The 21,828-nt window shown below is 38.4% G+C and carries 17 protein-coding genes; 14 read left to right on the top strand and 3 right to left on the bottom strand.

Features of this window, described 5'->3' with window-relative positions; translation table 11 throughout:
- The first annotated feature begins 137 nt into the window (after nt 1-137).
- From ABJN95_RS15440 to ABJN95_RS15400, 9 genes are all read left to right on the top strand, one after another.
- Nucleotides 138-3,665 (top strand): molybdopterin-dependent oxidoreductase, encoded by a 3,528-nt coding sequence (locus ABJN95_RS15440; protein WP_348371543.1) that lies wholly within the window; start codon nt 138-140, stop codon nt 3,663-3,665.
- Nucleotides 3,666-3,844: 179 nt separating this feature from the next.
- Entirely contained in the window at nt 3,845-5,287 is a 1,443-nt protein-coding gene (locus tag ABJN95_RS15435) for a rubredoxin (RefSeq protein WP_348371541.1), read from the top strand.
- Between the two features lie 282 nt (nt 5,288-5,569).
- A complete protein-coding gene (locus ABJN95_RS15430; RefSeq protein ID WP_348371539.1) occupies nt 5,570-5,971 on the top strand; it encodes a response regulator in 402 nt (133 codons plus the stop codon).
- Nucleotides 5,972-6,046: 75 nt separating this feature from the next.
- A complete protein-coding gene (locus tag ABJN95_RS15425; protein WP_348371538.1) occupies nt 6,047-6,589 on the top strand; it encodes a heme NO-binding domain-containing protein in 543 nt (180 codons plus the stop codon).
- Nucleotides 6,582-8,549, top strand: a complete 1,968-nt coding sequence (locus ABJN95_RS15420) for a PAS domain S-box protein (protein ID WP_348371536.1) — start codon at nt 6,582-6,584, stop codon at nt 8,547-8,549. The genes ABJN95_RS15425 and ABJN95_RS15420 overlap by 8 nt, the downstream gene beginning before the upstream one ends.
- A gap of 1 nt (nt 8,550) precedes the next feature.
- Entirely contained in the window at nt 8,551-8,871 is a 321-nt protein-coding gene (locus tag ABJN95_RS15415) for an Hpt domain-containing protein (RefSeq protein ID WP_348371535.1), read from the top strand.
- 1 nt (nt 8,872) lies between these two features.
- Nucleotides 8,873-9,583 (top strand): LytTR family DNA-binding domain-containing protein, encoded by a 711-nt coding sequence (locus tag ABJN95_RS15410; protein WP_348371533.1) that lies wholly within the window; start codon nt 8,873-8,875, stop codon nt 9,581-9,583.
- 480 nt (nt 9,584-10,063) lie between these two features.
- Entirely contained in the window at nt 10,064-10,285 is a 222-nt protein-coding gene (locus ABJN95_RS15405) for a hypothetical protein (RefSeq protein ID WP_348371532.1), read from the top strand.
- A 207-nt stretch (nt 10,286-10,492) separates the two neighbouring features.
- Entirely contained in the window at nt 10,493-10,780 is a 288-nt protein-coding gene (locus tag ABJN95_RS15400; RefSeq protein ID WP_348371530.1) for a hypothetical protein, read from the top strand.
- Nucleotides 10,781-11,049: 269 nt separating this feature from the next.
- On the opposite strand, the gene ABJN95_RS15395 is transcribed toward ABJN95_RS15400, so the two are convergent.
- The gene (locus ABJN95_RS15395; RefSeq protein ID WP_348371529.1) at nt 11,050-13,107 is read right to left on the bottom strand and encodes a tetratricopeptide repeat protein; all 2,058 of its coding nucleotides are present in this window, start codon (nt 13,105-13,107) and stop codon (nt 11,050-11,052) included.
- Nucleotides 13,108-13,454: 347 nt separating this feature from the next.
- On the opposite strand from ABJN95_RS15395, the gene ABJN95_RS15390 reads away from it, so the two are divergent.
- The 5 genes from ABJN95_RS15390 (at nt 13,455) to ABJN95_RS15370 (ending at nt 19,023) form a co-directional block, all read left to right on the top strand.
- A complete protein-coding gene (locus ABJN95_RS15390; RefSeq protein WP_348371526.1) occupies nt 13,455-14,591 on the top strand; it encodes a response regulator in 1,137 nt (378 codons plus the stop codon).
- A 38-nt stretch (nt 14,592-14,629) separates the two neighbouring features.
- Nucleotides 14,630-15,886, top strand: coding sequence for a glycosyltransferase (locus tag ABJN95_RS15385; RefSeq protein WP_348371525.1), 1,257 nt, complete (start codon nt 14,630-14,632; stop codon nt 15,884-15,886).
- A 125-nt stretch (nt 15,887-16,011) separates the two neighbouring features.
- Complete coding sequence (locus ABJN95_RS15380) at nt 16,012-16,314, top strand: STAS domain-containing protein (RefSeq protein WP_348371523.1); 303 nt, start codon at nt 16,012-16,014, stop codon at nt 16,312-16,314.
- Nucleotides 16,315-16,351: 37 nt separating this feature from the next.
- Nucleotides 16,352-17,539, top strand: a complete 1,188-nt coding sequence (locus tag ABJN95_RS15375; RefSeq protein WP_348371521.1) for an oligosaccharide flippase family protein — start codon at nt 16,352-16,354, stop codon at nt 17,537-17,539.
- A 254-nt stretch (nt 17,540-17,793) separates the two neighbouring features.
- Entirely contained in the window at nt 17,794-19,023 is a 1,230-nt protein-coding gene (locus tag ABJN95_RS15370; RefSeq protein WP_348371518.1) for a glycosyltransferase, read from the top strand.
- Nucleotides 19,024-19,070: 47 nt separating this feature from the next.
- Here ABJN95_RS15370 and ABJN95_RS15365 read toward each other — a convergent pair whose 3' ends face one another.
- The gene (locus tag ABJN95_RS15365) at nt 19,071-20,609 is read right to left on the bottom strand and encodes a cellulase family glycosylhydrolase (protein WP_348371516.1); all 1,539 of its coding nucleotides are present in this window, start codon (nt 20,607-20,609) and stop codon (nt 19,071-19,073) included.
- Nucleotides 20,599-21,828: a hypothetical protein gene (locus tag ABJN95_RS15360; RefSeq protein ID WP_348371515.1), complete on the bottom strand. Its 1,230-nt coding sequence runs from the start codon at nt 21,826-21,828 to the stop codon at nt 20,599-20,601. Before ABJN95_RS15360 ends, ABJN95_RS15365 begins: the two co-directional genes overlap by 11 nt.

The raw sequence follows: 21,828 nt of genomic DNA, 5'->3' as shown, positions 1-21,828 counted from the left end.
TAAACGCCAATTCTAAACTGAAATAATTATCATTCCCCCAAAATATATGCCTACTATTACGAAATTCTAACTAAGTAATTGTACGTATTTTTCTAATTTGCTTATTCATATTTGATGGAAACATCGAAGGGTAAGTTATGCAAAAAAAGAAAACAGAAAAGACTATTTGTTCCTATTGTGGTGTGGGTTGTGGTATTGAAGTTGCTGTCGATACCAAAGGGTCCATTGCGGTAACGGGCGATAAAGACTACCCTGTGAATAAAGGCAAGTTGTGCTCTAAAGGGCGCAATTTAAATTATGTTGTACAAGATACCAGTGACCGCATTGTACACCCTGAAATGCGGTGGAGCAGAAACCACCCACTTCAAAGAGTTTCGTGGGATACGGCTTTTGAACGTGCAGCCGCCGTGTTTAAAAGTATCATTGCCAAACATGGTCCTGATAGCGTGGGGTTCTATGTGTCTGGTCAATGTTTGACTGAAGAATACTACCTCGCGAATAAAATTACCAAGGGCTTTATTGGCACAAATAATATTGATACCAATTCTCGATTGTGTATGAGTTCGGCAGTGGTGGGTTATAAAAAAACAGTGGGAGAAGATGCTGTACCAATATCCTATGAAGATATTGAAGTCGCCGATACTTTTTTAATCGCAGGAGCCAACCCTGCATGGTGTCACCCCATCTTGTATCGTCGCTTAGAGCAACGAAAAGCGGATAACCCACAAGTAAAAGTCATTGTTATAGACCCACGAAGAACACAAACCGCTGCCGCTGCAGACTTGCATTTGCAGATTCTGCCGGGTACCGATGTGATTCTGTTCAATGCCATTGCACGTTGGTTAATCGAAAAACGAAAGACTGATAAGAATTTTATCAAAAGGCATACGGTAAATTATGAAGCAGTGAGAGAAATGGCTTTTTCGCTTTCCATTCGTCAAGCAGCTGAAAAGTGCGGTATTCCGGCATCTGAGATCCGTAAGGCAGCGCAGTACATTGGTGAAGCCAGTAAGTTTTTGAGTATGTGGACGATGGGGCTCAATCAAAGTGTAATTGGAGTAGCCAAGAATCTCTCTCTTCTAAATATTTCGCTTTTAACTGGTCAAATTGGAAAAGCGGGTTGTGGCCCCTTTTCACTTACTGGGCAACCCAATGCCATGGGCGGTCGTGAAGTAGGAGGGATGGCCAGCTTACTGGCAGCCCACAAAGATTTAGGGAACCCCATTCATAGAAAAGAAGTCTCTGATTTTTGGGGAGGAAAGGAAATTCAGGCTGAGCCTGGGTATACCGCCACCGAAATGTTCGATGCCTTAGAAAAAGGCAAACTCAAAGCCATTTGGATTATCTGTACAAATCCCGTGGTAAGTATGCCCAATGTGCACAAAGTAGAGCGGGCTTTGAAAAATGCAGCGTTTGTTGTGGTTCAAGATATATCACACAATTCCGAAACCACCAAATTCGCAGACTTACTCTTACCAGCCGCAGGTTGGTTAGAGAAAGAAGGAACGATGACCAATTCAGAACGCCGTATCAGCTATTTGCCTAAGGTTATTGACCCACCAGCTGAAGCACTACCAGACGTTGAAATTCTTTGGCGGTTTGCACAAGCCATGGGTTTTGAAGGTTTTGATTACAAAAACGCAAGCGAAGTGTATGACGAGCACTGCTTGTTAACCAAAGGCACCAATATTGATATTTCCGGGCTCAACTATGAGCGGCTTAAGAATGAAGGAAGTTTTCAATGGCCCGTACCGCATGCCGATCACCCAGGTACCCCCCGCTTGTTTACTGACGCTATTTTTCATACCAATGATGGCCAAGCACATTTTAATGCGCCAGTAACGCTATACAACGCATCTGAAGCTACGAGCATCGATTTTCCATTGGTTTTAAACACAGGAAGAGTTAGAGACCAATGGCATACACGTACGAAGACGGGTAAGGTGAAACGACTATTGACCCATGTTCCACAACCCTACCTTGAAATGAACAAGGTTGATGCTTACCTACGAAAGCTAAAAGATGGTGATATAGCGGTGATCAAAAGCCGTAGAGGAGAAGTGCAGGTGAAGGTAAACGTCACTAGCGATATCAGAGATGGTATGGTTTTTCTCCCAATGCATTGGGGTAAAGTATTGAACAACGATTTTGGTCGGGCTAACAATATTACGAATGATCGAGTCGACCCAGTTTCCAAAGAACCTGATTTTAAATATTGTGCGGTTCAGGTAGAAAAGTTTGTAAAGCCAGAACAGAAAATAATAGTCATTGGGGCTGGTGCAGCGTCCTATCGTTTTATACAATCGTATCGCGAGAAAAATCAAAAAGATGCTTTGCATGTCTTTTCAAAAGAGAGAGATCCTTTTTACAATCGTGTATTGCTACCAGAATATGTGAGTGATGAATTGTCGTGGCAATCTCTTGAAAAACTAAAACAAGGAGAACTTCAAAAGTTGAATGTTGTTTTGCATCCCGGTATCGGAATAACGAAGGTTGATGAACTAGGAAAAAAGGTAACCGACACGGATGGAAATGAACACAGTTATGACCTGTTGGTTATGGCTACGGGAAGTCGCGCTTTTGTACCCAGCGAAGTAAAAATGGACATGCCCGGACGTTTTACGATGCGTGAGCGCGGTGATGCGGACAAGCTAAAGTACTATTTACAAGAAACTGGGTTGGCTGCAGAGGAGCAGCATGTAGTCATTGTTGGAGGAGGACTATTAGGCCTGGAACTCGCAGCTGCATTAAAGAAAATAAACATCAATATCAGTATTGTACAACGCGCTCCCCGATTGATGGAGCGACAATTAGATAACGTAGCGAGTCGCTTGTTGGCGGAGGATGTTATCGAACGAGGAATCAATATCTATTTCGATAATGAAGTAAGCACTGTTTTTGAAGAAAAGGAAAGTGCTAGTTCCTTACTTGTCAACCTTAAAACAGGGCGTACCATACAATGTAATGCTATCGTCTATGCTATTGGCACCCGACCCAATATTGAATTAGCGAAACAATCGAATCTCGAGACCCGACGTGGTGTAACGGTCAATTCATATTTACAAACAAGCAACCCTTCAATATTTGCTTTGGGTGAAATTGCAGAGTTTGAAAACGCCCTTTTCGGAATTACTTCCGCCGCAGAACAGCAGGCAGATATTGCCGCCAATTATATTTTGGGTGATTTTAGTAGCATCTATAGCGGTTCTGTATTAATGAATATCCTAAAATTTGAGAATCTAGACTTATGTAGTATTGGTATGGTGAATGCACCAAATGGCGATAATACGTATGAGGAAATACTATTAATGGATGTCAGTAAGCGTTTTTATAAGAAATGTATTGTCAAAGACGATACCTTAAAGGGAGCAATTTTAATGGGAGATAAAAACGAATTTGCAGAATTCAAACGGTTGATAGAAGAAGAAATTGAACTCTCCGAAAAAAGGAATGAACTTTTACGCGGCGCTTCAAATACAATTCCCCTAAAAGGAAAATTGATTTGTTCGTGTAGTCAGGTAGGAAAGGGTAATGTATTAGATGCTATTGCCTCTGGCTGTGATGACTTTAATAAACTATGCTCCGCAACTGGAGCTGGTTTGGGTTGTGGCAGTTGTAAGCCCGAGGTGAAAGCCTTACTAGATGGACAGCTGCAATTGAATTAAAAATAGTAGGGATAAAGTATGTGGCTAGATGGGAATACAATACCACGGCAGGAAGTCAATCTCATCCAAGTGGAGGCCTAATCATATATAGTCTTTACAAGCTGAGTAAATCCTGAACGCATCCATGGCGCACTGGAGAATGTTTAGAAAACGAATAACCTACCGGCATAAACGAAACTATGAACGAAGACTTACATCGGATATTAATACGAGGCGGAGTTACCTCACCTGGCGAATTGAAAGATATCATTTCAATGCTAGAAACAGCTGGTTTGAAGGAAGTTCATTTTGGCTCACGACAAGATTTACTTTTTCCAATGAATGCCACAGACGAAACACAGTTGAAAAGTATTTCGCAATTCAATACTGATATTGTTGGTGAACGCAAGTATCAGAATATTGTTTGCAGTTATGTTTCTGCAGATATATTCGATATGACCTATTGGTTAAAAGGGTCTACTTATCTCTATATTCTTGAAGGTTTTGATTACAACCCGAAACTAAAAATCAATATTACCGATCCAAAACAAAGACTAGTACCCATTTTTAGCGGAGATTTAAATTTCGTTGCATCTGAAAGTGAAGATTATTGGTATCTGAATGTTAAGCTTCCCCAATGGAAGAGTTCGGCCTATTATCCGGTATTGATTTACACCTGGGACATTGCCAAAATTTCTCAAGCTATTGAGACCATATACGAAGATATTCAAGATGTCGAGGAACTCTTTTTTGTACTTAGTAAAAAGCTAGATACCAATAACAAAGCCATTGAAAAAGAATTGAAAATTGCGTATACAACCTTTCCGTATTACGAAGGAATGAACCGCATGGGGCTTGACCAGTATTGGTTGGGTTTGTATTGGCGCAACAACAACTACGATCTCGACTTTTTAAAGGAGTTTTGCGGTTTTTGTTTGGACAATAGTATTGGTAAAATATGCATAACACCATGGAAATCTTTTGTGGTAAAAGGAATAAAAAAAGACAGTCGTTTAGAACTTGAACGCTTTTTAGGGCAATGGGGTATAAACGTGCGTCACTCGCAGTTGGAAATGAATTGGCATGTACCTGTAGATGATATAGAAGCCTTAGAACTCAAAAAATTCTTGGTGCGTAGTTTTGATCAAAATGATATCAGCACCTACGGACTCACTTTTGGTATCAGTAATGATGTTGGTAAACGTTCACATTTTGCTTCTGTAATTATTGAGAAGAATGCAGCACCCGCAATTGTAAAAGACTTTGAAGTGCGACCCACATATAACGTACTACACTTTGAGAACTTTGATCCAAATACTCAAAAATACCTTGCCTATGCACAAGATGTAGACAAGATTGAACTTCCGGGTCTTTTGATGGAACTCAGTAAAAACTATTTTGAACAATTAGGTAAAATAGTAACGAAGGAAGAACCCACCAAAAAGAAAGGTGAAAAGCATACCCAGTTGGTGTATCAGTGCCAATCTTGTTTTACAGTATATGACAAATTATATGGAGACGCCAAAGCGGGTATATCCGCAGGTACTATTTTTAAAGATGTATTCGAATCTTACCACTGTCCGGTTTGTGATGCGCCCAAGAATAACTTTAAGAAAGTAGCCTTAGAAATAAATAGTTTTTAACTCAAAAAGAGGGTACGCTAGTCTTCTTGAATTCGTTTAGTTCAACTGTGCTATGTACAATACACCTTAACATTTGCTGGCTATTGCGCTATCTGTCACCGTGCTTATCATTTGATTAAATATTTATTCCATTCCGGTTTGGCCTGGGTCAAGGGAAAGTTTTTCCATTGAACTGTATATAAGCTGCATTCATCTATACTTCAATTCCATTCGTCTACACCTTATGTGCTAATGCCTAAAAAATTGGCGACCTTTGCGGAGCACAATTGAAATAATCAGGTGATGAATATACTGCTCATTGAAGATGACAACATAGAAATTATGAAGCTTCAGCGCACGGTTGCAAAACTTGCGTTGAACCATAAGATTATAGAAGCAAATAATGGAGAACAAGCCCTAGAACAACTCAGGTCGGGAAATCTCTTGCCAGATATTGTATTGCTAGATTTGAATATGCCACGAATGAGTGGTATAGAATTTTTACAAATACTAAAAGAAGATAGTACTCTAAAATACCTGCCCATAATTGTGCTCACCACATCTGAAAATAGAGCAGATTTACTGGAATGCTATAGAATTGGAATAGCAGGCTACGTAATAAAACCTTTGAAATACGAGGACTATCAAGAAAAGTTGTCAAAAGTTCTTGCCTATTGGGAAGTGAACGAGTTGGTAAAAGGCTAACAAAAAAAAGCATTTCACAACATTTTTTCTTTTCCTTGTAACACATTTCCTACTTTTATTGCAAATAAGATATCAATGAAAGGAATTGTTTTTACAGAGTTTTTGGAAATGGTAGAGGCTGAGTTTGGTCTCGAAACCGTTGATAATATTATCGAGAAATCTGATTTGCCTTCCGAAGGAATATACACTTCAGTGGGTACCTATGAATTCAACGAGATGGTAAGTCTTATTACGGGTCTTAGTGAAGAGGTTGACTTACCGGCAGGCGATTTGATTTATGCTTTTGGCTTATATCTATTTACTAGTTTGGGTAAAGCGCATCCAGAAGTTATACAGAGCTATACCTCTCCTTTGGCTTTAATATACTCTATCGAAGATCATATTCATGTGCATGTAAAAAAGTTATATCCTGATGCGGAGCTGCCAACCTTCAAGATTCTGGAAAAAACAGATACTTCTATTTCGATGATATATTCCTCTTCAAGAGGATTATATAGATTAGCCCATGGTTTAATGGAAAAGGCATTTGAACATTTTAATGGTAAAGCAGATATTTCCTATCAATTGCTATCGGAAGACGGCACCGAAGTAAAATTTGATATTGTCCAACATGGATAGCAAAGAAATAGTACTCTTAAAAAAGGCGCTTGAAAGACAGAAGAAGGCTCGTCAACAGGCCGAACATATTTTAGAGGAAAAGTCTAAGGAGCTTTATGATGTTACCCATCATTTACAGGAAACAAATAGTAAGTTAGAAAACTTACTTAGTGAAAAAGCATCTGAACTCGACGGCGTATTTATCAACATCATAGACCCCTATGTTGTGATGGATTTAAACTTCAATGTTATTAACATGAATAGTTCCGCCAAAGAATTTCTAGGATATGATCATGCTAAAGAAAACCTGAATTTGGCTAGAATCGTCCATAAAGACTTCGTAGAATATACCGTTCAATCATTTAAATCACTTGTTGAGGTAGGTACACTAAAAAATTACCAGGCGAAAATATTGACAAAGAACAAAACGGAAAAATGGGTGCTTATAAACAGCAGTCTTATCTATGATGCAGAGCGAAAACCCATAGCAGCTCAAGGTATAGTTAGAGATATCACTCAGGAAATGGAGATTAAACAATTACTTTCTGAGCAGAAAAAGCAGTTAGATATTATTGTTGAAAACTCTCCATTAGGTATTGTTCTTGTGGTAGATGATAAGATGGTTAAGGTAAATAGCACTTTTGCACAACTTTTAGGATATACGCAAAATGAATTGATACAAAACAATGTGAGAAACATTTCTTCACCAGAAGACCTTGAAGACTCAGAGCAATTAATGGCCAAGATGAACAGTGGAGAATTGGATAAGTTCTCAGTCACAAAAAATTACTTTAAAAAGGATGGTAGTTATTTGCTTGCTAGAACCTTAGTTAGCGCGGTAAAAGATGAAGCAGGAAATATAGATTATCAGGTGGCATTGGTCGAGGATATTACAAAGGAAAAAGAGGCGGAAGAACGACTGAAAAATGAAAGAGAAAAATATAGCAGTATCATAGCGAATATGAACTTAGGGCTTATTGAGGTTGATAACCAAGATGTAATTCAGATGGTCAATCAAAGTTTTTGTACCATGAGTGGTTTTGATGAAAATAAGCTAGTTGGAAAAAAGGCATCCGATATCCTTAACGTAAGGAACAAAAATATCTTTGAAGAAAAACAAGAAAAACGCGTAACAGGTAAGTCAGATTCATACGAAGTTGAAGTATTAAATAAAAATGGAGAGCTTAGACACTGGCTTATCAGCGGCGCACCTCGTTATGACAATGCCAAAAATGTAGTTGGATCTATCGGTATTCATTTAGATATAACAAATCAGAAACAGCTAGAGTTACAGAAAGAGAAGCTTTTAAAAGATCTTGAAAAGAGTAACGAAGGTTTACAAGAGTATGCTCATATTGTATCACATGACTTAAAGTCTCCTTTGCGTAGTATAAGTGCCTTGGCTACTTGGTTGACCGAAGATTACAGTGATAAATTGGATGATAGCGGAAAATTTAACCTACAACAAATTCAAGAGAAGATAGAAGGAATGGATCGCCTAATCGATGGCATACTTAGATATTCAAGTATTAATGATGACAATTTAGATAATATGGTCGTTGACCTCAATGAGGTAATTGATGAGATACGTGAAATAATTTTTGTGCCCGATCATGTGAATATCAACATTATGAATCCCTTACCAAGTATTAAAGTAGATAAAACCAAAATTCATCAACTTTTTCAAAACCTGATCAGTAACGCGGTTGTGAATATTGAACGCGAAGTCGGCCTTGTTGAAATAAGTTCCAAGGAAAATAAGTCACATTGGGAATTTAGTGTTGCCGATAACGGAGTAGGTATTCCTAAGGAATATCATGAGAAAATATTCAAGGTATTTCAATCCATAGGCAATAACGAACGTTCCACAGGAATTGGACTTTCTATCGTAAAAAAAATAATTGATCTCTACCAAGGAAAAATCTGGTTGGATAGTGAAGTTGGTAAGGGAACTACTTTTCATTTTACCTTAAAAAAATAGTATGCAAGAAACCCCGAATCTAAATTATATCAAAGAACTCTCAGGTGATGATAAGACCTTTGAGCAAAAGTTTATACAGATTTTAAAAGATGAATTTCCTGTAGAACAGCGAACCTACATTGATCACATTGAACGCGATGAGCCACGTATGGCCGGCGAATTGGTTCATAAACTAAAGCACAAATTCAACATTTTGAGTATGTCAGAAGCTTATGAATACGCAATTCAATACGAAGAGGAACTACGGGCAGGGGGCACGAAAGGCGATGCAGGCTTCCGAAGCATATTGGAAACCATAAAAAACTACCTAAATACCATATAAGATGAACTGTATCATTATTGATGACGAAGCAGCTGCCAGAGCAATTGTAAACCAGCTCTGTTCCAAGATTCCAGATTTAGAAGTCATCGAAGAATTCGACAATGCTATCGATGCCATGAAATTTTTAAACCAGCATTTGATTGATGTGGTTTTTCTCGATATTCATATGCCTGGGTTCAGTGGGGTAGATTTTGTACAGACCTTGAAAAATCCTCCTAAAATTGTCATGACGACTTCTGATACTGAATTTGCTATAGCATCCTACGAGTATGAGGCGATTGTAGATTATTTGGTAAAACCTATAACACCCGAGCGTTTTGAGAAGTGCGTTGAAAAGGTCAAAAATTCTTTGACTCAGCAACCCAAAGTTATTGAAGATGAGACATCTTCCACGGAGACAGATGAAGATTTGTATATCAATATCGATAGAAGACTCATCAAATTGAAATTAAATGAAATCATGGTCATCGAGGCCAAGGGTGACTATATAGATATTAAAACGGAGAAGGAAGACTACCGCGTTCATACCACCTTAAAGAAAATTAAAGCAAAGCTTCCTGAAAAACTGTTTCTTCAGATTCATCGTTCCTACATTATCAACTTTACTAAAATTATAGATATAGAGGATAATAGTGTGCTCATAGAAAAGAATGTGATTCCTATTAGTCGCTCGAATAGACCAGAGTTAATGCGAAGACTAAATTTACTGTAATACGTTCTTCCATAGTATTCTACCACTCGTCTACAGTAAATGATCGCCCATCTATTCTCGGTGCAACAATAAAGCAAACCATCCTATATTTGGGGTATAGATTGATGTTTAACCCTAAATCTAAATATTATGAAAACAATTATTCTTGTATCTATTTTGAAGATTATGGTTACCGGACTTAAGACGGTAATAAGTACCACTATCGTGGGCGTTGCCTTTGCCATTGCTGGCTTGTTGTAAAAGCTAATTCTTCCAATTATATATGGGCTCGAAACCCATGCACTTCCTTTTTAAATTTGGGACGGAGGGCGTGCACCAAATCAAGGACAATCTTACTTTATTGTAGGGTTGTTCTTTTTATTTCAGCAAAACGGTTAATTTTGTTTTGACGCAGTAAGGCCAACTTAATTTATGTACGTATTGACAAAATAGTAGTATCATTTCAAGTCAGTATATGCCATTGTTGTACACCATTTGGGAATGAGCGTAATTCGTAAAATTGATTCTGAGTTTATTTCAATTTGTCAACAGATTTTAAAGGAAAATCTAAGCGCAAAGGAATGGAACCAGATGGAAAGTGCTGACCAATTCCAAACGGAACATTATTGTGGCGGATTTGATGGATCGGAAAATGAGTTTACTTTTAGCTACTATGATAAAACCGGAATGAGTTTTGGTTTCAACTACCATTATCAGCTATAGAAAAAGTGAAAAAAGGAATTATACTGGAAGTTGAAATGACTAAAGCGGAATAAAAAACGGGTATACAACAACTCGTATTGTTCATTGTAACTTTTAATTTAGGCACGACTCTGCACAATCTTCGTATATTTCATTGGCGGAATAATCCCACGGATCACTCCACTACTAAACATACGCAAATCTCTATAAACCATTAAAAGCATTCATGTGATTTTACAAGTTATAAAATTGAAATCGAAGCTTCCTGAAGAAGAATTATTAAAGAAAGCGAGGGAAAGAGAACCTCTATTTAAGGCCATCCCAGGGCTCATTCAGAAATACTATGTAAGAACCAGTGTGCCTGAAGAATACGGAGGTATTTATGTTTGGGACTCCCCAGAATCACTACTATCTTATAAAGAATCCGATTTAGCCAAAAGTATTCCCGAAGCTTATGCGATTAGTGAAGCTCCGAATATTGAAATTATGAATATTCTTTTTCAATTAAGAAAATAGGATCTATTAGCAATCGGAATGAAAAATTTCAGCATCCAATAGTGGGATGCCATTGTTAAGTCGACAGTAGCTATCGGAATTAGATAGTTAGAAGGGGAATTTTAGACCGAACCTCTTGTATAAGATTACAAAACGGTAGGTAATAACGCCTATAGATCATTGTGAGGGAATTGCTTAGTGCGAAATTCTCCTTTTACAATATTGGCCTAGTGCACTCACAATAGTTCTCGCTAACGATTACATCATGAAATTGCAGCGGAGTCCCCCTTTTAATTTCCCTGCACCGCAAATAATGGCTTTTCCAAAAACAACCATTTTAATTTTAGCCCAATCTCAGTAAACTCAAAACCTGCTGCTGTGGCTGAAGCAATGTTGCTGTATTTGCCATAGAGGTTCGTGCTCAAGCGTTTTGAAAATTGATGCTTTAAGTCAGCTTCTGCTCTAAAGATAGGGGTATTTGGGTCGTTTTCTACTTGTTGGTATCCCGTGGCGGCGCTAGCGCCATAGCTGGTTTTCTCTGAAAATCGACCACGTATATCGGCGAAAAGTTCCAAGGCTTTGTATTGCTCTGGGCTAAAGTAAATGGCTGGTAATTGCTCTTTAAAGGTGATATATTGGTAGTTGACTCCCATTTTTAAAGCAGGTTTTTGCATCAAGGTATAATAAAGAGAAGTGAACAATAAGTTTCGGATATTGGCATCGCTCTGTTGCGTATGCATCAATTGCGTATACCAACCCAAATTAAAGTTGGTGCCTAGATTGTAATTGAGTCCGTAGTGGTTTTGTACAATTTCACGTTCAATAAGATCGGCATTAAAATTCTGCACCTCGCGCTGATAGCCTAAGGTCAGGTTTTGCAATTTTAAAGGTTGCAATTGCAGACTGACATCTAACACCGGTTGGGTATAGGCCTCTGTCATAAAACGGGAATTATTCAAACCTAAAACCGTTTTTAAGGCGGTCTTTGGAAGAAGTTTGTATTGTAGTCCCGCTAAAAATACATGCGAATTGGCTTGGTTTCCGGTCACTGTATTTTCGGTAGTTCGGTAGAAATATGAAACCGTAGTTTTGAACTTGGTAGATAAAGGCAAGTCGGCCGTCGTATTTGTATAATAGGCTACATTATTGCCATTGTCAAAAGTATATGCCGCGTGCTCCTCTATACTTGGAGTGTACATAGCATCTAATTTTTCCAGGAAACTTTTGGCGTCTTTCTGGTTATTGTAAATCGCCAAAGTTTGATAGGCAGCTTTATAGGCGGGTATAATTTTGTCAGAAGCAAAGAGCGCGTTGGCTTTTCCGAGGTTACCATCAAAAGAAGTGCTGTCATTGGCCAAGATGGCATCGTACTTTTGTACACTCATTTTTGCATCTCCGGTATAGAGTCCTAAAGTGGCTTTGAGGGCATGAATCCAGTTTCGGTTTGGGTATGCGCCTTCTAGACTATCGATTTGCTTTTTGGCTTTGCCGAACTTTCGGTTCCAAATCAAGGCCTGTACATAGCGGTCATAGGTACGCTCGGTCAGTTCGAAATCATCAAAACGAGCGACTTTACTCATGGAAGATGTAGCAATGGCTAAGGCCTCTTTGTCGTTCTCGGCAATATGTTCGGCCAAACTAATTCCGTTCAATGCAGTAATAGAATCGATAGGTGAGGTCACATAGCTCGCGTACATGGTTTTGGCCTTTTCTGTTTGTTTCGTAATCAGATACAGGTTGGCCAGATTCAATAAGGCATCTTTATCTTTAGGAAAGTCTACAAAAATTTCCTTGAGTAAAGCCTCACCACGGTCATAGGCTTGATCGATGACATATTGGTTGGCATAACCCAAGCGCATAAATTTTCTTGAGACTTTAGCACTGGGGTTTTCGGGTTCGATTTCCAAAGCTTTTGCTATCCACTTTAGGGCTTTTTCGTATTCTTTTAAGTTGCTTAAGGTATTTGCATAGCCTAAGACTGCTCCAAATTCTTTAGGGTGCTCAGCCACCATTGTAGCATATAAGGGTTTGGCTGCTTCGTATTGCTTATCCCATAAAAAAGACTCGTTATAGTTTAAGGCGATTTCAAAATCATTTGGGTAGGTTTCCAATAATCCAGCAAACAAGGCGGTTGCCTTTTTCGGTTCTCCGCTTAACCCTACAGCGCGCCCATAACAGATCTGAGCTGTTTTGTTTGTAGGCTCGGTTTTTAAGGTGTTTTCGAAAAAAGTTTCTGCTGCTGCAAAATTTCCATTTTCTAAAAGCCTAAAGCCTTTTTGAAGCTGTTCTTGCCCCAAAATGGGAACCGTAACTAAAACGAAAACAAGAACGTAAAACAGTCTATTCATTTTTGTAGGTAAAATATTACAGATAAAGAACGCAAAAGGTTTCGTTTTATTGGTGTGCTCATTAAAGTAAAGTTACGACCCCCCTTTACAATTTCAATCGGATGATAACCTACCGAACGTCTACAGCAAATTGCAACTGGTCGATAACATGGCACAAAAAGTGGCAAAAGCGACGAGTTATCCCTTTGAGATAAGCCGAAAGTCACCCCGTCAAACCGCTTGGCCTGGGTCAAAGGCGTGACTGAAGAAACAATATCTGGCCAAAAATTAAGTTATAGTAAGAATAAACCTACAAATATAGTTTTTGATCGAAAACGAAAACAATACCTTAATCTTAAAACCTACCTATGAAAATTCTAACCATTGACGACCAAACTTTGATCCTTTTATCTGTTGAGAAAAGGTTGCAAGAAATGGGATATATTGTTAAGACCGCTGCTAGCGGAAAAGAAGGTATTGCAACCTTCAATACCTTCCAACCCGATCTGGTTCTGGTAGATATCAATATGCCCGATATGGATGGTTTGGAAGTTGTAAAGCAAATCAGACGTATTGAAGAAAAAAAGACCCCAATTTTGGTGATGTCAGGAAATACAAACGAGGATGTCATCATGCAGGGGTTTGATTTAGGTGTCGATGACTATATGAAGAAGCCGGTCAGTTTGAACGAAATGGTCGCCAGAATAAAGCGATTGATTGGAAGCCCAGAAATTCAAAAAGCCCCTCAGAGTGGAGAAGCACGTATGCTGCAAAAACATTGTGTTGGTGTGGTCATACCTTGTTACAATGAGGAAGAGCGATTGTCTAGTAAAGAATTTAAAGACTTTGCCCATAAGAATTTAGGTTACCATTTGTGTTTCGTAAATGATGGTAGTACAGATGATACCCTACGAGTTTTGGAGGGATTAAAAGCAGGCAATGAGGAAAACATTAGCATTTATGACTGTGCTAAAAATGGTGGTAAAGCCGAGGCAGTGCGACAGGGAATGCTGCATTTGGAAAAAGATCCACAGCTGGACTATATCGGATTTTTAGATGCAGACCTGTCCACCGATTTTCGCGATTTTGATGAACTCGTGCAAACCCTAGAGAGTTCTGAGTTTAAAATCGTCAGTGGTTCTAGAATGAGCCGCATGGGGGCAGATATCACAAAAGAATCAGCTCGGAAGATTATCAGTATGACCATCAATCTGATTATTCGAACCATACTTAAAATGCCCTTTAATGATACCCAGTGTGGGGCAAAAATTATGGAGCGAGGTATTGTAAAAACGCTCTTTACCAAACCATTTATCACCAAGTGGTTGTTCGATGTCGAGATTTTTATGCGCATGCGCAAGTTTTACGGTAAGCAAGAGGTGCGGAAATACATCTGCGAACAACCTTTGAAACGTTGGATTCACGCCGATGGTTCTAAACTCTCCATGAAAGACTCCATGAAAATTGTAGGTCAACTTGCCAAGATTGCCATTGCCTACAAGTAATACATTTCTACATACGATTTAAACTTAAAAAGCATAGTATGAAATTAGCTATAGTTACGGCCTATCCGCCAAGTAAGGTTACCTTGACCGAGTATGGATACTATTTGGTAAAGCACTTTAGACTTCAGAAGGAAATAACTGAATTGTATATTTTATCAGATTATACCAGCGCACCCAAGGATTTGGACTTTGAAGAGCCTGGTTGCAACATAGTCGTTAAAGAATGTTGGTCATTCAATAGCTATACCAACTTTTTCAACCTTGCGCAAACGATAGCATCGATAAAACCAGATGCTATCCTTTTCAACCTGCAATTTTTAAAATTTGGAGACAAAAAGATTCCGGCAGCCTTAGGCCTTGTTTTGCCGGCCTATTGCCGATTTAAGGGTATACCTACCATTTCATTGTTGCATAATATTTTGGAACAAGTAGATTTAGAAAATGCAGGGTTTACCAAAAATAAGATGCTTCAAGCAGTTTATAATTTCATAGGAACAAGCCTCACCCGATTTGTTCTAAGTTCAGATGTCTTGGCTGTTACCATCAGTAAATATGTCAATATTTTAGAGAAAAAATACAATGCTAGAAACATCGCCCTAATCCCTCACGGTTCTTTCGAAACGCCACCTGAACCTACTTACCAGCTACCTGAAGGACCGAAACAGGTTATGGCTTTTGGTAAATTCGGCACCTACAAGAAAGTGGAGATTTTAATTGAGGCCGTTGAAATCATAAGACAGCGCACAGCATTAGATATTCAGATTGTTATTGCTGGTACAGATAGTCCGAATACGCCAGGTTATTTAGATACCGTAAAAGAGAAATACAAACATGTTCCCCAAATAAGATTTACAGGATACGTAGCAGAAGAGGATGTTTCCAAGATATTTTCCGAAAGTGCTGTTAGCGTTTTTCCCTATACATCAACTACTGGTAGTTCAGGGGTTCTTCACCAAGCCGGAAGTTATGGTAATGCAGTTGCCTTGCCAGATTTAGGCGATTTGAGCATTCTCGTTAGAGAAGAGGGTTATGTCGGTGAATTTTTTAACGCTTCTGATGTTGATTCCTTGGCCAATGCAATACAAAAGATAGTAACCGATGATTCATATCGAATAGCCTTAGGGAAGGCCAATTATAAGGCCGCATGTTCTTTACCCATGTCAGAAATTACTAAAAAGTATATTGACTATTTCAAGGCTATCCAAATTTCTAAGTCCAATGGTTTTCCGTTTGAAATCGAAAAAAAGAAAATAGAAGAAAAGGTAACAACTGAAGAGGTATTGAAAAACGATTAAAGACAGAAAATGGCCATTGATCTATGCCAACGAGTAATCCAACCCAAATTGAACTAATTAAGCAGATAAACAATAGATATTTGCCTTGTAACCTAAAGAAAAACTTAACCTATAATTTGAAAACTATGGCTTTACAAATAACCGAAACTAGAGGAATGTTTTCCGTTTTTGGAGAATTAAATAGTGCTAACGCCAATATTTTAGCGAGACATATGCAACGCTTTCTGAGCAAATCAGATCCAGTAATCTTGAATTTAGAAAGAGTAAGAAAATTGGATGTTACTGCTGCTCATATGCTTCGAGAAATGTATTACAGTGCTATGAGAGACAATAGCGTTTTATCGATAGTCGGTTTAAGCAATTCCAACATTTTAGGGGTACTTCAAAAAACCAAGACCTCATTTATCTTTAGTGATGATCGCATTTAGAATTTTTCAAAAGAAAATTTCCCCCGAAAAGTTGTTTATGGGTAGCGTGCTTCTGGTCAACGGAGGTAACTACCTGTACAACTTACTGTTAGGAAGATTGCTAGGGCCTGAAGTGTTTGCAGACGCAGCGCTTCTAGTGACCTTACTTTTGGTTGTGTCCTTTTTGGGAATGACCTTTCAATTGGCGACGGCTAAATTTGCGGTGCTTTTCTCTGGGAATGACTGGACTGCCTTTCAACAACTGATGTATAAATATGCCCTGGGCTTTGGCTTGCTTGTGGGAGTCTTACTTTTTGCATTTGCTGAAAACCTAAGTGTGATTTTTCAAACGGAGTCCGCTTTGTTATTTAAAACATTTGCCGTTGCCGTGCCTTTGTATTTTTTTATGTCGGTCAATAGAGGAAAGTATCAAGGTAGACAAGACTTCACAAAACTTTCGATTACCTACCAAACGGAAATGTGGAGCCGATTGCTATTAACTTTAGCCCTACTTTGGCTTGTTCCATTGTCACCTGCTTTTATAGTGGCTTTAGGTATCGCCTTGTCCTTCGTCTTTGGTCTGATTCCGTCGAAATTCGATGTAAAAAAGATGTTCAAGAAAATCGCTCTTGAAGCTCAAAAGAAAAAACGTGTAGTTCAGTTTATCGTATTGACCGCCTGCTACGAGCTTACCCAGATTATCATTAACAATAGTGACGTGCTTTTGGTCAAACATTATTTTGATCCTAAAGAGGCCGGACTGTACGCTTCGTTAGCCCTTATTGGTAGGGTGGTCTACTTTGTCGCATGGATGTTCGTAATGTTGCTGTTGCCTACGGTAGTTGAAAAACAAAAAAACGGAGAACCCACGGCCCCCGTGCTTTTTAAGTATGCGGCGTATATCGGTGTATTGTCGATGACCATAATTGCAGCCTGTGCCTTAGTTCCAGAATTGATCATACAAATCATGTTCGGGGAAGCCTATTTGGCCATGGCGCCCCTATTGTGGCAATATGCTTTGGCCACTTCCTTATTCGCCATATCAAACATCTTTGCCTACTACTTTTTGTCGTTGGATCAATATAAGCCGGTCATCGTTTCCGGCCTCTTGGGAATTTCTCAAATCGTACTCATAATGCTATTCCATAGTAGTTTGACCCTGGTAGTTCAGGTACAAATAATCGCCATGATAACTTTGTTGATTGCCCAATTGATTTATTTCGCTCAAAGGAGCATAAAAGCATAAACCTGCTTTTGTAATTTAGAGGTTGATTGACCCGAGTACATCAAGTTCTCGGGTTTTTCATTAAGAGCGTTGAGCCATATTTCGCCTACACACTGCAGTTTTATAGCGGTACTTTCGTCAGAATTGGTTCATCTTTCTCAATCTTCCGTTCGTCTACAGCAATTTTCCACCCACCGTAAAACATCTAAATTTATTGGGGTTTTGAAGGATATTTGTGTCAAATAGTTAAGCTAACCTAATTGAAAATTTAACCTATGAGACTCGCAATTGTAACCGCCTATCCACCAAGTAAAGTAACGCTTACAGAATACGGATATCACCTGGTAAAACACTTTAGACTTCAAAAAGAAGTATCTGAAATTATTTTGATTACCGATAAAACGGAAGGAGAAAAAGAATTGTCATTTGAAGAAGAAGGATGCAAAATTTCGGTACAGGAATGTTGGAATTTCAATGATTACACCAATATCTTGAAAATAAACAGGGCCATTTCAAAAACCAAACCAGATGCGGTACTCTTCAATCTTCAATTTCTAAAATTCGGAGATAAAAAGATTCCAGCAGCATTAGGGCTTATGTTACCCTTATTATGCAGACTTAAGGGAATACCTACGATTTCGTTATTGCATAATATACTAGAGCAAGTAGACCTAGCAAATGCAGGTATAACCGCGAACAAATGGCTCCAACGAGTCTATAATTTTATTGGTAGTACCTTGACCAAATCTGTTCTTGCTTCCGATGTAATAGCCGTAACCATAAGTAAGTATAAGACCATTTTGGAAGAAAAGTATAGGTCAAGAAATGTAGCCCTTATTCCACATGGTGCTTTCGAAACACCACCAGAACCTTCGTATAGGTTGGCAGACGGACCAAAACAGATATTAGCTTTTGGAAAATTCGGCACCTATAAAAAAGTGGAAATAGTAATCGAAGCGGTAGAATTGATCCGAGAACGAACTAACGAGAATATTGAAATAGTAATAGCGGGTACTGATAGCGCGAATGCGCCCGGTTACTTGGCATCTGTAAAGGCGAAGTACGCCCATGTAAAGCAGTTACGATTTACGGGCTATGTGGCCGAGGAGGACGTACCGGTAATTTTTGAAGAGAGTGCTGTAGTAGTTTTTCCATACACCTCTACCACCGGAAGTTCTGGAGTATTGCACCAAGCCGGAAGTTATGGAAAAGCTGTAGCCCTTCCAGATTTGGGAGACCTAAGTATATTGGTAAAAGAGGAAGGTTACAAAGGAGAATTCTTCGAGCCAGATTGCCCCGCCTCCTTAGCGGTTGCATTGCAAAATATTTTGAAATATGATTCGTATAGAATTCATTTGGGAATGACCAACTACAAAGCAGCCTGCTCGTTGCCAATGTCAGCAATTACCCAAATGTATATGGATTACTTTAAAGCGATACAACTTGCCAAATCGATCGGTTGGAAATTAGATATCGTTGAAGAAGATATAGAACAAAAAGTGTAGTTTTCCAGGTTAGGTTGAAGGGAGGCAGTCTGGTTAACTGCCTCTCTTTATTTTTCTTGTGCCAAAACTTGGTATGCCGGCTTTTGACGATTCTCTGTATCAAACAAACCGAAATAGTGTTGTTTTCTTGTCCGCCAAGGTAAACTTCCCGCAACTTCAGTTGGAACTTCTTCAAAATCATAGAGGGTCCAAAATAGGAATGGCACCTTATTATCTAACAATACTTTCTGCATATTTCTATAATACGCTGTTTGCTTGTCATCACTGCCCAAATAGAGATTCCAGAAGCCGTCATATGAAGAATAACCGTACTCCTGTAAGACAATTGGTTTATTCTTAACTTCGGATTTTAGTGTATTATGTGCATCTATAAATTCCTTTGGTTTACGATAAAAATGATAAGAAACAAAGTCTACTTTATCGGCTAAATGAATTGCCGTTTCAGGACTTGACCACCCAATGGTCACCGGATGATTTGGATCCCATTCTTTTATTTTTTCAATCATTTCTTTCAGCCATGATAGCACGCGTTGCTTTCCTCGCGAATCAAAGTCTAAATCTGGTTCGTTCTTAAGATCCCAGCCCAATAAAGCTTGATGATTTTTCAATGCTCCTATAATGGTCTCAGCATGTCTTTGCGTAAGTGTCCAATTAATTACATCATAATCACCATAAAAATCGAATAAAGTAACTATCACTTTTAGACCATGCTTTTCAGCTATATCAAGTGTCTCTTTAAGGCGGTTTAGTTTTTCCAATACCACATCAGCTTTTCCAAAATCTTCGTATTGTACAAACACTCGAATGGTATTCAAATTCATAGCCTCAATAACCTCAAAATCATTGTTGATAATGGAATCATTATAGTGCTTTCCAAAAGTATCCCAGGGTGTATTTTTCGGGTAATAATTTATTCCTTTTAAACGGTTAATAGTTTGTAAAATCGAGTCGATGTTTCTTTCAGCTTTTTTGCTATTCCTTTTTTTGACTTCCATCTGTTGTAGATGACGAATTCTCCAAAACCCATCTTCAAGCAGCATCATTAATTGATAGTTCAAGGTGTCTTTGTGGCAAAAGAAAAGTGAATCTTTGTAGTAAGTCTCTTGATATCGTTCTACGTTTTTATCTTTAAAAACAACCAGTGTTCCATCTTCGCTGTAAAAGTCAAGTTCTAGGTTATGTTTTAAGGTAGTAGCTTTAATATAGGTGTCATTTTTGATGTTGAAATCTATATGTTCGAAAATACGTAAGCGAGCACTGTCGGTATAAAAGTCAGAAATACCATATCTATCATTGTCTTTTAGGGCGATATTGCGCACATGCCAAGCCTTAAGGTAGTCCCTTTCGATTTCTTGCAAAGTTTGTTTTTCAATTGGTCGACCTGGGTTCTCAAGATTACTCCATATAACTTTAGGTGTGTATACTTTTTCCAAAGGCACTTCTAAGTTCAGTATAGAGGCCTTATCAGCACCAGTATTTAAATAAGAGAAAACGGCACCAATACCTGAAATTATCAGTCCATTGATTACAAGAAAAGAAGCAATCAAGATTATACGATAGATAGTTCTATTTAGTTTATTCTTCATCAAAGGTGACATCAAATTCTTTTGTAATACCTGCTACCTTAATCCTCAAATTATAGGCGTCTTCGGGGTAATATTCTTTAAGCATTGAAATTCTTCCAAAACCTTTAACAGATCCTAATTTTTTACTTTCTAAAAAGATTCCTGATTTATTATATACATCTATTTGAACAAGTATTCCATTAGGAATTAGTTGATTCATATAACTTCGTAGCGGCCCAATAGTAATCTCTCTGTTATTATTTGAAAATACAACATCAAAATCATTGATGGCAGTATGAAACATTAAGGCAAGCGTATTACTTTTCGCGGCACCGGTTACATAGGCATTAATGGTCCAGTTTTCCTTTTCGGATGGGTGCAAAATGGTTGCTTTCGCAATACCGTTTATAGTAGCTCCCATAGTATTCAAAATCGCAGCTTGTGAATTTTCGATGATAAAATTTACGATTGTTCCATCACTGATAATATTTTCGTACTTATCTTTTATGACATCGGTACGGAGTTGCATGATTTGATTTCCATCAGCGTAATCATGATTTCTTTCGACCGCTATTTCAAAAGTTTCCGCTAAGGAGGGAAAGACCACGGTTGTCAATTCTTTAGATGTAGTCGCGTTAAATGAAGTATTTACGAAAATTCTACCAGATTTCTTGGTGCTGTAAATATTTTTCCAAGAAATTAAATCTTGAGAAGCAACCATATCTGTGGAAATGGAATTTAAAAACTGTGATTTGAAGGCCACCTCGGTTCCTATAGGGAACACATTATCATAAGCATCTGTGGTAACGTTTACTAGCATAGAATAATCGTCAAATCCGGCGGTTATGCTTCGTGGGCCAAAGTAGGTTTCGAGCGTTGGTTTGCTATTTACTTTTGGTAAAATGTTCAATTGGCCTTGAGAGTATGTTTCTCCATTAGCTATTAGAAACCAGTGACATACTCCTGCTTTGCGACTATAGTTTTGAGGAATTGTAAATATTAATTTATCCATTTCTTCAGCTGCTGCCAACACTGAACTTCCATAAGCGTTTGAGAGTATTAATTTGTAATTCAGCATGTCGTCGGTTTCAAACACCAAATTGATAGTCTCGTCAGCTACGTAACTTTCTTTTTTATTGAGATGCTTTACTATAACCTGATTTCTTGTGGCCTTGTCATCTTTCTCGGTAGTACAAGATGTCAGAAATACGAAAAAAAGGAGTAGAAATATGGCTCTCAT

Source organism: Maribacter sp., from assembly GCF_039974175.1.
Taxonomy (GTDB): domain Bacteria; phylum Bacteroidota; class Bacteroidia; order Flavobacteriales; family Flavobacteriaceae; genus Maribacter_C.
The sequence above is the reverse complement of the archived record's forward strand: the minus strand, read 5'-3'. Positions and strand labels throughout refer to the sequence as shown.

Excerpts from the sequence above, each read along its gene's own strand:
- ABJN95_RS15365 (WP_348371516.1), bottom strand. The coding sequence starts at position 20,609 with ATGAAGAATAAACTAAATAGAACTATCTATCGTATAATCTTGATTGCT.
- ABJN95_RS15425 (WP_348371538.1), top strand. The coding sequence starts at position 6,047 with ATGAAAGGAATTGTTTTTACAGAGTTTTTGGAAATGGTAGAGGCTGAG.
- ABJN95_RS15430 (WP_348371539.1), top strand. The coding sequence starts at position 5,570 with ATGAATATACTGCTCATTGAAGATGACAACATAGAAATTATGAAGCTT.
- ABJN95_RS15395 (WP_348371529.1), bottom strand. The coding sequence starts at position 13,107 with ATGAATAGACTGTTTTACGTTCTTGTTTTCGTTTTAGTTACGGTTCCC.
- ABJN95_RS15380 (WP_348371523.1), top strand. The coding sequence starts at position 16,012 with ATGGCTTTACAAATAACCGAAACTAGAGGAATGTTTTCCGTTTTTGGA.
- ABJN95_RS15375 (WP_348371521.1), top strand. The coding sequence starts at position 16,352 with ATGGGTAGCGTGCTTCTGGTCAACGGAGGTAACTACCTGTACAACTTA.
- ABJN95_RS15370 (WP_348371518.1), top strand. The coding sequence starts at position 17,794 with ATGAGACTCGCAATTGTAACCGCCTATCCACCAAGTAAAGTAACGCTT.
- ABJN95_RS15415 (WP_348371535.1), top strand. The coding sequence starts at position 8,551 with ATGCAAGAAACCCCGAATCTAAATTATATCAAAGAACTCTCAGGTGAT.
- ABJN95_RS15405 (WP_348371532.1), top strand. The coding sequence starts at position 10,064 with ATGAGCGTAATTCGTAAAATTGATTCTGAGTTTATTTCAATTTGTCAA.
- ABJN95_RS15410 (WP_348371533.1), top strand. The coding sequence starts at position 8,873 with ATGAACTGTATCATTATTGATGACGAAGCAGCTGCCAGAGCAATTGTA.
- ABJN95_RS15420 (WP_348371536.1), top strand. The coding sequence starts at position 6,582 with ATGGATAGCAAAGAAATAGTACTCTTAAAAAAGGCGCTTGAAAGACAG.
- ABJN95_RS15390 (WP_348371526.1), top strand. The coding sequence starts at position 13,455 with ATGAAAATTCTAACCATTGACGACCAAACTTTGATCCTTTTATCTGTT.
- ABJN95_RS15435 (WP_348371541.1), top strand. The coding sequence starts at position 3,845 with ATGAACGAAGACTTACATCGGATATTAATACGAGGCGGAGTTACCTCA.
- ABJN95_RS15385 (WP_348371525.1), top strand. The coding sequence starts at position 14,630 with ATGAAATTAGCTATAGTTACGGCCTATCCGCCAAGTAAGGTTACCTTG.
- ABJN95_RS15360 (WP_348371515.1), bottom strand. The coding sequence starts at position 21,828 with ATGAGAGCCATATTTCTACTCCTTTTTTTCGTATTTCTGACATCTTGT.
- ABJN95_RS15440 (WP_348371543.1), top strand. The coding sequence starts at position 138 with ATGCAAAAAAAGAAAACAGAAAAGACTATTTGTTCCTATTGTGGTGTG.